The organism is Frateuria sp., assembly GCF_013362045.1.
Lineage (GTDB): Bacteria > Pseudomonadota > Gammaproteobacteria > Xanthomonadales > Rhodanobacteraceae > Frateuria_A.
In genome coordinates, this window is sequence record NZ_JABFWW010000299.1 from 1 (window position 1) to 13,203 (window position 13,203).

12 protein-coding genes and 1 pseudogene are annotated in these 13,203 nt (G+C 68.7%); 4 read left to right on the forward strand and 9 right to left on the reverse strand.

Translation table 11 applies throughout. From position 1 onward, the window contains the following. From argH to HOQ08_RS14275, 7 genes are all read right to left on the reverse strand, one after another. Positions 1–1,179: argininosuccinate lyase (gene argH / locus HOQ08_RS14245; protein WP_291196271.1), on the reverse strand; the 1,179-nt coding region annotated here is incomplete at its 3' end. 26 nt (positions 1,180–1,205) lie between these two features. After that, complete coding sequence (gene argC, locus HOQ08_RS14250; protein WP_291196274.1) at positions 1,206–2,156, reverse strand: N-acetyl-gamma-glutamyl-phosphate reductase; 951 nt, start codon at positions 2,154–2,156, stop codon at positions 1,206–1,208. Positions 2,157–2,243: 87 nt separating this feature from the next. Further along, positions 2,244–3,602: an acetylglutamate kinase gene (locus HOQ08_RS14255; RefSeq protein ID WP_291196277.1), complete on the reverse strand. Its 1,359-nt coding sequence runs from the start codon at positions 3,600–3,602 to the stop codon at positions 2,244–2,246. Beyond that, on the reverse strand, positions 3,589–4,719 hold the full coding sequence (locus tag HOQ08_RS14260; protein WP_291196280.1) for an acetylornithine deacetylase: 1,131 nt from the start codon (positions 4,717–4,719) through the stop codon (positions 3,589–3,591). The genes HOQ08_RS14255 and HOQ08_RS14260 overlap by 14 nt, the downstream gene beginning before the upstream one ends. Positions 4,720–4,840: 121 nt before the next feature. Beyond that, complete coding sequence (locus HOQ08_RS14265; protein WP_291196283.1) at positions 4,841–6,046, reverse strand: argininosuccinate synthase; 1,206 nt, start codon at positions 6,044–6,046, stop codon at positions 4,841–4,843. Between the two features lie 21 nt (positions 6,047–6,067). Next, on the reverse strand, positions 6,068–7,072 hold the full coding sequence (locus HOQ08_RS14270; protein WP_291196286.1) for an N-acetylornithine carbamoyltransferase: 1,005 nt from the start codon (positions 7,070–7,072) through the stop codon (positions 6,068–6,070). Positions 7,073–7,420: 348 nt separating this feature from the next. Further along, positions 7,421–7,957, reverse strand: coding sequence for a glycine zipper 2TM domain-containing protein (locus HOQ08_RS14275; RefSeq protein WP_291196289.1), 537 nt, complete (start codon positions 7,955–7,957; stop codon positions 7,421–7,423). A 215-nt stretch (positions 7,958–8,172) separates the two neighbouring features. Here HOQ08_RS14275 and cysS point away from each other — a divergent pair, with 215 nt between their 5' ends. Both cysS and HOQ08_RS14285 read left to right on the forward strand, forming a co-directional pair. Beyond that, a complete protein-coding gene (gene cysS / locus HOQ08_RS14280; RefSeq protein ID WP_291196292.1) occupies positions 8,173–9,546 on the forward strand; it encodes a cysteine--tRNA ligase in 1,374 nt (457 codons plus the stop codon). 56 nt (positions 9,547–9,602) lie between these two features. Next, positions 9,603–10,037 carry a SufE family protein gene (locus tag HOQ08_RS14285; protein ID WP_291196295.1) on the forward strand — a complete coding sequence of 145 codons (435 nt, stop codon included), beginning with the start codon at positions 9,603–9,605 and terminating at the stop codon, positions 10,035–10,037. Between the two features lie 109 nt (positions 10,038–10,146). On the opposite strand, the gene dksA is transcribed toward HOQ08_RS14285, so the two are convergent. Further along, a complete protein-coding gene (gene dksA, locus HOQ08_RS14290; protein WP_291196298.1) occupies positions 10,147–11,325 on the reverse strand; it encodes an RNA polymerase-binding protein DksA in 1,179 nt (392 codons plus the stop codon). Positions 11,326–11,448: 123 nt separating this feature from the next. Here dksA and yidD point away from each other — a divergent pair, with 123 nt between their 5' ends. Then, on the forward strand, positions 11,449–11,718 hold the full coding sequence (yidD, locus tag HOQ08_RS14295) for a membrane protein insertion efficiency factor YidD (protein WP_291196385.1): 270 nt from the start codon (positions 11,449–11,451) through the stop codon (positions 11,716–11,718). Positions 11,719–11,721: 3 nt separating this feature from the next. Beyond that, positions 11,722–11,920 (forward strand): annotated as a pseudogene (locus HOQ08_RS14300) (dihydroorotase); the annotation flags it as partial. A 239-nt stretch (positions 11,921–12,159) separates the two neighbouring features. Here the strand turns inward: HOQ08_RS14300 and folE2 are convergent. Then, positions 12,160–13,107 carry a GTP cyclohydrolase FolE2 gene (gene folE2, locus HOQ08_RS14305; protein WP_291196300.1) on the reverse strand — a complete coding sequence of 316 codons (948 nt, stop codon included), beginning with the start codon at positions 13,105–13,107 and terminating at the stop codon, positions 12,160–12,162. Between the last annotated feature and the right edge of the window lie 96 nt (positions 13,108–13,203).

Below are 13,203 nucleotides of genomic sequence, written 5' to 3' on the forward strand. Positions count from 1 at the left end.
GGCCGCCGTCGCGGCGGCGGCGCGGTAGGCATCGCGGAACGGCACGCCGGCGGCGGCCTGCTCGATCGCCACGTCGGTGGCGTACATCGCCGGTTCGATTGCCGCTCGCATGGCCGCCTCGTTCCAGCGCATGCGGGCGAGCAGGTCCGGCGCCAGTTCGAGCGCCGCGAGGCCGTGGGTCACGCCGTGGAAGAGCGAGCCCTTGGAGAACTGCAGGTCGCGCTGGTAGCCCGAGGGCAGCGACAGCAACTGCTCGATCTCGCAGCGCGCCGCCGCCACGGTGGCATAGCTGGCGCGCAGCAGCTCGACCACGTCCGGGTTGCGTTTGTTCGGCATGATGGAGCTGCCGGTGGTGTATTCGGGCGGCAGGCTGACGAAGCCGAACTCGGCGGTGGTGAACAGCGACAGGTCCCAGGCCAGCCGGCGCAGGTCCAGCAGCGCGCTGGCCAGCGACTCCAGCGCGGCCAGCTCGAACTTGCCGCGCGAGAGCTGCGCGTAGACCGGCGAGACCTGCATTCGCGCGAAGCCCAGCGCCCGCGTGGTGTGGTCGCGATCCAGCGGCAGGTTCACGCCGTAGCCGGCCGCGGTGCCCAGCGGGTTGGCATCGATCCAGGCCAGCGTCTGGCGCGCACGCACGGCGCTGTCGATGAAGCCCTCGGCGAAACCCGCGAACCACATCGCCGTGGAGGACACCACCGCACGCTGCAGGTGCGTGTAGCCGGGCAACGGCAGCGCCGGCTGCGACGCGCGGTCCAGGCACACAGCGGCGATCGCCCGGCACTGCGCGCCGAGCGCGGCCAGCTTTTCCTTCAGCCACAGCCGCGTGGCGACCAGGATCTGGTCGTTGCGGCTGCGCCCGGTGTGCACGCGCCGGCCGGCATCGCCGAGCCGCTCGGTGAGCCGCGCCTCGATCGCCGAATGGCCGTCCTCGTAGCGCTCGTCGAGCACGAAGGCGCCGCCGCGGAAATCCGTCGCCAGCGCATCGAGCTCGTGCGCCAGCGCGGCGGCCTCCTCAGCGGATACCACGCCGATGCGGGCGAGGCCTTCCACGTGCGCCTTGCTGGCGGCGATGTCGTGCAGGAAGAACTCGCGGTCGAGCAGCACGTCGTTGCCGGCGAGGAAACGCATGATGCGCGCGTCCACCTGCACGTCGGCCTTCTGCCAGAGTAGGTCGGTCATGGTCGTGTCCTTGGCGTTGGTGGCGATCAGGCGAACGGGATGCTTTCGAGCTCGGGCCGGCCCAGCGCCAGGTTGATGTTCTGCATCGCCTGCGTGGCGGCGCCCTTGAGCAGGTTGTCGAGGGTGGCCACGATCACTACGCGCCGGCCGTCGGCGGCCAGGGCGAAGCCGCCGATTTCCGCGTGGTGCCTGCCGGCGATGCGGCTGACCCAGGGCGCCTCGTCGAGTACGCGCACCAGCGGCTCGGCCTCGTAGGCATGGCGGAAGCGCGCGGTCACGTCATCGCGCTTGAGTGCGCGCGCCAGATAAAGGTTGCAGGTGACCGTAAGGCCGCGGAAATGCTGCGCCACGTGCGGCATGAACTCCACCGGCACGCCCAGGTGGGTGGAGGCCTCGCGCTCGTGCATGTGGCCGGTGAGCGCATACGGCATGAGGTTGTCGCGCAGCTTGTCCGGATCGTTCTTGTCCGAGGGCGTGGTGCCCGCGCCCGAGTAGCCGGACACGCCGAAGCACACCGGCGGCGCGGCCAGCAGGTCCTTCAGCGGCGCCACCGCAAGCTGCATCGCAGTGGCGTAGCAACCCGGGTTGCTGATCCGCCGCTGCCCGCGCCAGCGGCCGCGGGTCAGCTCCGGCAAGCCGTAATACCAGCGCTCGTCGAAGCGATAGTCGGCCGACAGGTCGACGATCAGCGGATCGCTGCCGCCCTGGTCGAAGGCCTCGACGCAGGCGCCGGCCTTGCCATTGGGCAGCGCCAGGATCACTACATCGGCCCCGAGTCGAGGCAAGTCCTCGTGCGCGGGTGCTGTGTAGCGCAGCTCGCCGGCGTACTCGGGCACGTGCGCGTCCACGCGCTGGCCGTCCAGTTCGCGCGAGGAGACGTAGGCCAACTCGAGCGCGGGATGCCGCGCGATAAGGCGTATCAGCTCGGCGCCGGTGTGGCCGCGTGCCCCGACGATGCCTACGGTTTTCTTTTCCATCGATCACTCCGTTGCTTGGCTTCCCGCCGCGGGTGCAATGCGGGTACAGGGGAGGCCTTTTGCTCTGGCCCAGGGTGAAAAGCGTCCTTACCCGACCCTCTCCCCGGGCTGCGCCAGGGAAGAAGGCTCGCGGTCGAGAAGCGTGGGCACCCTCTGCGCACAGTGTTCCACGCAACGTTCGATCTTCCGGAAATCGTCGATGCCGTACCAGTACACCTTCCAGCGCGGCTGCTTCAGGCAGCCGTCGCATTCGGCGTCGTAGAACGGATTGACGTTGTTGCCGTGGCGCGAGCGCCAGAACAGCTGCGGGTTGCCTTCGCGCATCACCAGCCAGACCGCGCGCCCCAGGCCCTCGCCCTGCGCCTCGTCGAGCACGGCGAACTTGTCCAGGTAGGCCGTGCCTTCCGCGTGGGTGAGGATCATCGCCGCGCGGTAGTTCTCGCTGACGTAGACCCGGAACGGCTGCGTGCGCTCGAAATAGTCGGGCACCAGCGCGCGGCCGAAGCTCGACTCGATCAGCCCCCGCAGGCGCGCCTGGTCCACGCCGTCCCAGGAATCGAACGTCAGCACCTTCTCGCCCCGCCGCACCAGGGTGCCCGAGCCCTTGTGCGTGAACAGCTCCTTGGCCAGCTCCGCCGGCCGCGTGATCGACACCGACGAGGTGAGCGGCAGGTCGGCCAGCAGGTCGGCGATCTGCTCGATCTTCAGCCGCATGCCGCCGTCGATCCACGGTTGCGCCATCAGGTGCTCGTACTCGGTGGACAGGTTGATCGAGTCGATCACTTGCCCCTGCGCGTCGAGCAGGCCGCCGGTGCCGGTGAGGAACACGATCTTGTACGGCTGCAGCACGCGCACCAGCTCGTTGGCCGCCACGTCCGCGTTGATGTTGAGCAGCTGGCCTTCGGCCGTCTCGCCCAGGCTGGCGATCACCGGGATCGCATTGGCGCGCAGCGCCGCCTCGATCGGCGCCAGCTCGATGCCGGTGACCTTGCCGACCATGCCCAACGCCTCGCGGTCCAGGTAATCGGACGCAAAGACGCCTGCGGCGACCGACACGGCACGCGTATCCATCGCATGCAGCGCGTCCACCAGCCGCAGGTTCTGCTGCTGGAACACGCGGCGCACCACGCCCAGCGCCTGCGGCGTGGTCACGCGCAGGCCGCCCACCGTCTGCTTGACGATGCCGGCGGCGGCCAGCTCCTGGTCCAGCTGCGGACCGGCGCCGTGCAGCACGATCGGGGTCAGGCCCACCTGCTGCAGGAAGGTGAGCGAGGAGGCCAGCGCCGGCAGGTCGTCGCGCAGTACCGCGCCGCCGACCTTCACCACGGCGAAACGCTTGGCATCGATCTGCGAAAAGCGCTTGAGGTACTGCTGGATTTCCTTGGCGCTGCCCATGCTCTCGAGCAGCCGCACGATGGTCTTGCGCGTGTGCTTATGCGTTTCCACGGCTCACGATCCGGTAGAGGTTGTCTGCGTATTGCTCGAGCTGGTCGAGCGCGATCCATTCGTCCGCGCTGTGCGCCTGGACGATGTCGCCCGGGCCATAGACGAAGGCAGCGCAGCCGGCGGCGGAGAACAGCGCGGCCTCGGTCCAGAAATCCACGGCGTTGCCGACCGGGATCTCCAGTTCGTCGGCCAGGTCGCGCGCGGCAAGGCGGCGCGCCTCGGCGGTGGCCGTGTCGCCAGCCGGCAGCGAAGCGCCGCGGAAGGTTTCCTCGAAGTGCACCGGCGGCACGTCCCCCAGGCCGCGCAAGCGCGCGAGCAGATCGTCCGGGTGCATCGTCGGCAGCGGCCGGAAGCCAAAGCGCAGTTCCGCCGCCGGCGCGATCACGTTGGCCTTGATGCCGCCCTCGATCCGGCCGATGTTGAAACGCAGGCCGGTGAGCCCGCCGAAGCGCTCGTGCGACTGCGCGGCGACGAAGTCCAGCGCCGCCGCGCCCCAGCGCACCGCCTGGTGCAGCGCGCTATCGCCGGGCTTCTGCTCGCCCGAGGCATGGCCCGCCTGCCCGGCAAAACGCATCAGCACCGACTGGATGCCGCGATGCGCGAGCACCGCCTCGCCTCGTGTCGGCTCGGCCACGATGACGGCTTCGTAGGGAGTGGCGCTCCCCTCTCCGGATGGGAGAAGGGGAAAGGCCTTGAGGAAGCCCGCGATGCAGCGTGCGTCGTTGGCCTCCTCATCGGTGGAGAACAGCAAAGCCAGCGGGCCGTCGGTGGCGTTGGCCACGGCCAGCAGCGCGGCAGCGGCACCCTTGATGTCGCAGGCACCCAGGCCGATCGCGCGATCGCCCGCCACGCGCAGGACATGCGGGTCGGCGCTCCATGCCGGCGAGTCCGGCACGGTGTCCAGGTGCACGTTGAACAGCAGCCGCGGCTGGCCGCGCACGGCGTGCAGCGTCACTGCGCCGGCGCCGTAGTCGGTGACCGTCACCTCGAAGCCCGGCAGTTGCGCGCGCAGGTAATCGAAGAGGCCTCCCGTGCCGATGGCGCGCGGCGGATTGCGCGTGTCGAAGGCGACCAGCGCGCGCAGGTGCTCCAACGTGGCGTCCAGCAGCGCGCTCATCGCATGCTCCCGTCGGGAGAGAGGTTGAGCAGCGGGTTCGGCCAGAGCGCAGCGCCCAGGCCCGCCCGGCTGCTCACCCTCGGCCTCTCGCCCGCGGGGAGAGAGGAGACAGGCGCGGCGTTCATGCCTTCGCGCCCCGGTTCACTTCCGCCCACAGCGTCGAGCTCATGCCGAACAGCTTGATGAAACCCTCGGCTTCTTCCACGCCCCAGTCGGCCGACTGCGCGTAGGTGGCGCCCTTGGCATTGAGGATGTGCGGCGAGGCGATGGCCACCGCGCTGACCATGCCACCGCTGGTCTCCAGCGTCACCTCGCCGTTGACGGTGGACTGGCTGGACGCCAGGAAGGCTTCAAGGTCGGTCTTGATCGGGTCGTGGAAGAAGCCCTCGTACACCACCTCCACCCACTTGCGCGCCACCTCGGGCTTGAAGCGGTTCTGCTGCTTGGACAGCACGGCCTCTTCCAGCGCGCGGTGCGCGGCGAGCAGCGCGGTCAGGCCCGGCGCCTCGAACACGATGCGGCCTTTCAGGCCGATGGTGGTGTCGCCGGTGTACATGCCGCGGCCCACGCCGTAGGGCGCGAACAGCGCGTTGAGCCTGGCGAGGATCTCGTGGCCAGCCAGCTTCTGGCCATCCAGCGACACTGCTTCGCCGTTCTGGAAGCCGATCTTCACCCGCAGCGGTTCGGCGGGCCATTCGGCGCGCGGCTTGCACCAGCCGCGCGCGCCCTCGCCCGGCGCCTGCCACTTGTCGATCTCGCCGCCGGACATGGTCACGCCCAGCAGGTTCTCGTTGATGGTGTAGGCCTGCTGCTTGGCGCGCACGCCGAAGCCGCGCTCCTCCAGGTACTTCTGCTCGTAGGCGCGGGTCTGCGTGTGCTGTTTCTGGATCTCGCGGATCGGAGCAACGATCCGGTAGTCGCCCAGCGCCTTGACCGCCAGATCGAAGCGCACCTGGTCGTTGCCCATGCCGGTGCAGCCGTGCGCGATGGCGTGGGTGCCCAGCTCCGCGCAGCGCGCGAGCGCCGTCTCGACGATAAGGTAGCGGTCGGACACCAGCAGCGGGTACTGGCCCTGGTAGCCCTCGCCCGCCCACACGAACGGCTTGACGAAACCGTTCCAGATCGCCGGGCCGCCGTCGACGGTGCGGTGGCTGGCGACGCCCAGTTCCTGCGCGCGGTGCTCGATGAAGGCGCGCTCCTCGTCGTCCACGCCGCCGGTGTCGGCGAACACGGTGTGCACGTTCCAGCCCTGCTCCTTGAGGTAGGGCACGCAGAAGCTGGTGTCGAGGCCGCCGGAGAAGGCGAGGACGATGTCTTTCTGGCTCATGGTGTTGTCTCGTTCGGGCAGTCAGGAGGCGAGCAGCGAGGCCATCACGGCCTTCTGCACGTGCAGGCGGTTTTCGGCTTCGTCGATGGCGATGCAATAGGGGGCGTCCATCACCGCGTCGGTGGCCTTGACGTTGCGGCGCAGCGGCAGGCAATGGCTGAACAGGCCGTGGTCGGTGAGCGCCATCTTGGCCTCGTCCACGATGAAGTGCCGGTGTGCCTCGCGGATCGGCTTTTCCTGCTCCCAGCGACCGAAGTACGGCAGCGCGCCCCAGCTCTTGGCATAGACCACATGGGCGCCGCTGTAGGCCTCGGCGATGTCGTGGCTGACCTTGAGCGAGCCGCCGTTCTGCGCGGCGTTCTGGCGGCCGGCCTCCATGTAGCGCTCGTCGAGCACGTACTCGGGCGTGGGGCAAAGCAGGGTCACGTCCATGCCCAGCTTGGTGGCGATCAGCAGCGCGGAGTTGGCCACCGCCGTGTTGAGCGGCTTGGGATGGTAGGTCCAGGTCAGCACGTACTTCTTGTTCTTGAGGTCGCCCAGGTGCTCTTTCAGTGCCAGCGCGTGCGCCAGCTCCTGGCACGGGTGGGTGATCGTCTCCATGTTGATCACCGGCACCGTCGCGTAACGGGCGAAGGCCTTGATCACGCGGTCCTCGCGGTCCACCGCCCAGTCCTGGAACTTCGGGAAGGCGCGCACGGCGATCAGGTCGACGTAGCGGCTGAGCACGCGCGCCACCTCGGCGATGTGCTCTTCGGTATCGCCGTCCATCACCGTGCCGACATCGAACTCGATCGGCCATGCATCCTTGCCGGGCGCAAGCACGATGGCGTGGCCGCCCAGGTGGAACGCCCCCAGTTCGAAGCTGGTGCGCGTGCGCATCGAGGGATTGAAGAACAGGAGCGCGACGGACTTGCCGGCCAGCTGCTGGCCGCGCGGCGAGCGCTTGAACGCGGCCGCCTGTTCCAGCAGCGCATCGATCTCGGCGCGGCTGTAGTCCTGGGTGGTGAGGAAGTGTCGTGGGGCCATGATCGGGCTCGCGGTTCGTGGAAGCGGCTTCGGCGATCGCGGCGGGTTCTTCAAACAAAAAACCCGGCGCGAGGGCCGGGTTTGTTCGTCGTCGCGCCCTGGGCGCGTGCTGCGACAGCCTACCCGGCCGAATGTCGGTCCAGCGGTCGGCGCGCACGCGAGGTCATGCCAGCGGCCATGCGGGCGCTGGTGAGCACGGTAGCGGTGTAGGCGGCTGCGGACATGCGGGTTCCGGGTAGGGAGCGGGCATCATGCCGGCATTCGTGCGGCGATGCAACAACTATTTTGGACGTCCATACGAACGGACGTCCATAACGAAAACCGCCGCCCGGAGGCGGCGGTCTTCGCTCATTCGGCGGGCGCAATGCTCACGCGCACCCGCAGGCGCTCACCGGGATCGTAGTTCAGGCGCGAAACGTAGACCTCGCCGTGGTAGCGGTACTCGACGTCGTAGCCCATCAGCCGGCGCTGCTCGCTGACCGAACTGACCTCGCGGCAACGGGTCACGGTGTCGTCATACTCGCGATCGCCCCGGCTGGCGACGCCGTGGCCTACCGCGCCACCGGCCACGGCGCCGACGACCGTGGCCGCCTTGCGCCCATCGCCTTTGCCCACCGTGTTGCCGAGCACACCGCCGATCACCGCGCCCAGCACCGTGCCTGCGGTCGTATTGCCGCCGCCTTCGCGGCGAACCACCGGCTGGTCGTAGCACTCCTGCCGCGGCACCTCGGAGCGGGCCACGCCGTAGACCGGATCGACCCGCAACACGTCGGCCCAGCCGTAGTGCGTGTTGGTGTCGTCGCCATCGGCATAGCGCCTGTCCTGCGCATGCACGGTGCCGGCCACGAGAGCCAACGCCAGCGCGGGGAGAAACATCTTGTTCATGGGACCTCCAACATGGTCCGAAACGCGCTTCTGCGCGGTTCCCATTGCAGCAAATTCACGCTGAATCAACGCTTAGAGCGCTTGACGGCCGACGCGCGGGCGCAATCCGGCCCGCCGGGACGTTTTCCCGCCTCCCTTTGCCCAGCCTTCTCCCCGTCGGGGAGAGGCAGCAGAAGCGGGCTGCTAAGATGCGCGGCTTGGCCCGCGCTACCGACATGCCAATGCCGATCTCGCTCTACAACAGCTTCACCCGCCGCACCGACACCTTCGTGCCGCTCGACCCGGAGCGCGTGACGATGTATCTGTGCGGGCCGACCGTCTACAACTACGTGCACATCGGCAACGCGCGCGGGCCGGTGGTGTTCGACGTGCTGGTGCGGCTGCTGCGCCGGCATTACCCGCGCGTGGTCTATGCGCGCAACATCACCGACGTCGACGACAAGATCAACGCCGCGGCGCTCGAACAGGGCGTGGAGATCGGCGCGATCACTGGCCGCTTCACCGCCGCCTATCGCGAGGACATGGCCGCGCTGGGCATCGCGGCGCCGGACATCGAACCCCATGCCACCGCGCACATCGGCCAGATCATCGCCATGATCGAGGCGCTGATCGCCAGCGGCCACGCCTATGCGGCCGAGGGCCACGTGCTGTTCGACGTCGGCACCTACCCCGACTATGGCCGGTTGTCCGGGCGCGACACCGACGAACTGATCGCCGGGGCGCGGGTGGAGGTGGCGCCCTACAAGAGGAACCCGACCGACTTCGTGCTGTGGAAACCTTCCACGCCCGAGCTGCCCGGCTGGGACAGCCCGTGGGGCCGCGGCCGTCCTGGCTGGCACATCGAGTGCTCGGCGATGAGCGCGGCCCATCTGGGCGCGACGATCGACATCCATGCCGGCGGCGTGGACCTCGCCTTTCCGCACCACGAGAACGAGATCGCGCAGTCCACCTGCGCGCACGGCGGCGAGGTGTTCGCGCGCTGGTGGCTGCACAACGGCATGCTCACCTTCGACGGCCGCAAGATGTCCAAGTCGCTGGGCAACGTGCTGCTGGTGCACGAACTGCTGAAGCGGCATCCGCCCGAGGCGCTGCGCCTGCTGCTGTTGCGCGGCCACTACCGTCAGCCGCTGGACTGGTCGGACGCGGCACTGGCGCAGGCGGTGAGCACGCTGGATGGCTGGTACCGCGTGCTGCGCGACCTGGCGCACGTGGGCGTCGAAGACAAGCTGCCGGTGCCCGCAAGCGTGGAGGCCGCGCTGTGCGACGACCTCAACACGCCCCAGGCGCTGGCCGAACTGGCGCTGCTGGCGGACGCTGCGCGCCAGTCGGGCGACGCGGCCGCGAAGGCCGCGCTGCTCGGCGGCGGCGCCCTGCTCGGCCTGCTGCAGCAGGACCCGGAGGCCTGGTTCAAGCGTGGCGAGGTGGCGATCGACGAGGCGCGCATCGAAACCCTGCTGGATGAACGCCGCGCCGCCCGCTCCGCCCGCGACTTCGCCCGCGCCGACGCCATCCGCAACGAGCTGGCGTCGATGGGCGTGGTGATCGAGGACGGCGCCCAGGGCACCCGCTGGAGCATCCAGAAGAGTTGAACCCGCGTAGTGGCGCCCTTCAGCCCGTGGCTTCCAGCCTGCGCGATAATGCCTGCATGAACGCCATCGCCCCCAGCGCCGCGCAGGTCCAGCAGGAGATCACCGAGGAGTTCTCCTTCTTCAGCGACTGGTCCGAGCGCTATCAGTACCTGATCGACCTGGGCAAGCAACTGCCGCCGCTTCCCGAGGAATGCAAGACCGAGGACTGGCGGGTGCACGGCTGCCAGTCGATGGTGTGGCTGGTGCCCAGCGGCGATGCGACGAAGATGCACTTCGCGGCGGCGAGCGACTCGGCCATCGTCTCGGGGTTGATTGCGCTGGCGCTGCGCGTGTATTCGGATCGCTCGGCCGCGGAGATCGTCGCTACCGAGCCCGAGTTCGTGCAATCGATCGGCCTGGCCAAGCACCTTTCGCCGACGCGTTCCAACGGCCTAGCCGCGATGCTGGGCAAGCTCAAGGGCTACGCAGCGGCCGCCCAGGCCGGAACCTGACGGACAGCCCGACGGCCACGCTCCCGCGACCCGCGCAAGCCTTCCCCTGAAATGGCGAAGCCCCGCTCATTCGGCGGGGCTTCGCATGGTGCGGCGGGCCGGTAAGGCGTCAGTCGCCCATCTGCTTCTGCAGGTGTTCGCGGCGTTCCTGCGCGTCGAGCGACAACGTGGCGATCGGGCGCGCGTCCAGGCGCTCCAGGCCGATTTCCTCGTCGGTTTCCTCGCAATAACCGTAGCGGCCTTCTTCGATGCGGCGCAGCGCCTTGTCGATCTTGGAGATCAGCTTGCGGTAGCGGTCGCGCGTGCGCAGTTCCAGCGAATTCTCGGTTTCGCGGGTGGCGCGCTCGGCCTCGTCGCCGACGTCGCGTACCTCGTCGCGCAGGTTCTCCATCGTCTGGCGCGATTCCTCCACCAACTGGTCGCGCCAGTCGCGCAGCTTGTTGCGGAAGTAGGCCAGGTGCCTGGGGCTCATGTACTCCTCGTCGTTCGAGGGACGGTAACCCGGCGGCAGATCGATGTTGATCGTGGAGGGCAGCGCGTAACGACCGTCTTCGCGGGTCACGCCATTGTCTAGGCTTGTAGCATTGTTCATTGAGGACTGCGGGGTCTTCTGTTTCTTGAGTGGGGTATGGCGGGCGGTGGCGCTGGCCACGCGCGGGGTCACCATGGCGACGGCACTCGCCACTTTGCCCTTCATGGGCGCAACGGCGGGTGATGGAGATGTTGGCCTGGCTGCAACCGATGTGGCCGGCTTGGCTGGAGCTGGCGTACCGGCGGGCTTGGCTGCGGCCTTCGCAGGCTGCGCGGCGGCGGGCTTGGCGACGATCTTGTGCGGGGCTTTCGGTGCCACTTTCGGTGCCGCTTTCGGTGCCGCCTTGGCGACCGGCCTGGTCGCCGCCTTCTTGGCGGGGGCCGCCTGCCGCGGCTGCGGCCGTGCCGGCTTCTTCGCCGGAACCGGCTTGTTGGGGGCGGCTTTCTTCGCGACGACCTTCTTGGCGGGAGCCTTCTTGGCCACGGGCTTGGCCGCCGGCTTCACCGCCTTCTTCGGCGCGGCCTTCTTCGCCACCGGCTTCTTGGCGACGGCCTTCTTCGCTGCAGGCTTTGACGCGACCGGCTTCTTTGCCGCAACCTTTTTCGCGGGCGCAGCCTTTTTGACGGCGGTGCTCCTGCCGGCCCGCAGGCTGGCAGCGGCTACACCGGACTTGCCGGACCTGGCCGGCTTCGCCTTGGCCGCAGTCTTTCCCTTCTGCGCCTTGGCGGCGGTCGAACTACGCGTCGTTTTCGCCATTTCCTTCACCGTTTTGGCCGTGGCGGCCGGGTGTTATAGCCCATGCGCCTTACACCGGCAACAGGCATCTGGAATACTGTCCGACCACTACATGCCGCGTTCCGTTGGGACTGCGTGAACGAAGTGACCCGATTCCTGCTCCTGCTGCTCGGCCTGTACAAGCGCATCTTGAGCCCCCTGCTGGGGCCGCGTTGCCGCTTCCACCCCAGCTGTTCCGATTATGCACGGATTGCATTGCTGCGCTTCGGCCCGCTGCGCGGCAGTGCGCTGGCGGTCTGGCGCATCCTGCGCTGCCAGCCGCTATGTGACGGCGGCGCGGATCCGGTGCCGGAACAGTTCCATTTCGCCCGCTGCCGCTCCCACGCAGAACACCGAGGTCCTCCAGCCGGCTGATCACTTGCCGACAAAGGCCGCCGTTTCCAGGCTGACCTGCGCATCAAGGGCGGCCGCATCGGCGCCACCGGCGGCAACCTGTCCGCGCGGGGAGCAGGTCATCGACCCAGCCGGTCCGTGGCTGCCGCCGGGCGTGATCGACGACCAGGTGCATTTCCGCGAGCGGGGCCTGACCCACAAGGCCGACACCTCCCCCGAATCGCGCACCTGCGCCGCCGAACCGCCGGTGGTCAACAGCACCTGCTACATGAGTGCGAGCGACGACCACCCCGAGGCGTCCGCGCGCTCGATCCCAAGGCCGCGCGCCGGGCGTGAAGGTGTTCATGGGCGTATCCAACGGCAACACGCCGTTCAAACCGGCCCACTCACGGGCAAGAAGATCACACGCAACCGCACGCTATGGCGTCTTCCGGCGCAGCCGGCAAGCGGCGCGTATCCCGCTCAACCGCCTTGCCCGTAGCCGCCCGGCACGCCCTTGCTGGCGTAGGCCACCGCATCGTGCGGATGCAGGCTCTCCTGATGCTCCAGGCGAACGTGGAAATCGGCGATGCGCGGGTCGGCATCCAGCGCCCTCTGGATGCGCCTCGCCGCATCCTCGCAGAACATCAGGTTGCCGCCATTGGCCAGCGCGAACGCCTGTTCGTCCTCGCGCTTGACCGCGGTCTGCACCGGCGTGCCCAGCGCCTGCTCGACGCGGTCCAGCGTCGAGATCAGGTTGAAGCCCATGCCATCGGCCAGGCGCACCAGCAGCCGCGCCACGCTGCGCTGCGCATGCGGCGTGGCGACGATGCCCTGCTCGCTGCCCAGCCATGCCAGCACCTCCGCATGGTCGACCGGCTTGGAAGCATCGAAGTCGCGTGCGAACTGCTCCTGGATCAGCTGCCGCGACAGCGCCGCGGACGCCGGGCAGGTCGACGAGTAGACCACCTCGGTGCCCAGCTCCAGCTTGAACCCGTCGGCGCACAGGCTGGCCTCGATCGACACCGGATAGGTTCGCCAGCCGCTGTTGGCGCTGCGCAACGCAGGCCGGCGCACCAGATGGTCGAAACGAATGCTGATGCGGGCGCGGTCGGAAAGATCCTTGTGCGATTCGAGAAACGCGCGCAGCAGCGACTCGATCATCGGCGCGTCCAGCGGCTTCGCGCCCAGGTGCCGGTCCACCAGCAGGTACAGGCGCGACATGTGGATGCCGCGCTTGTCCGGCCGGGTCAGGTTGACGAAGGCGCCGACCTGCGCGCTGGCACGGTCGACCTTGCCGTCGCCGGCGTCGAAGTGCACCGGTACCTCGATGCCGTCCATGCCCACCCAGTCCAGCGCGCCGGCCAGGTGCGGCTGCGCCTGAACGGCGACGTCGGGCAGCAGGCGTGCGGTATTTTCGTGGCTGTGCATGGGAATTCCTTGCGGAGGCAATGGCGCCGCGCAGCCCTATTTTGGGGCAGCGGACGCCGAGGCAACAGGCACGATGCGGAAACGCTGTGTCGTTTG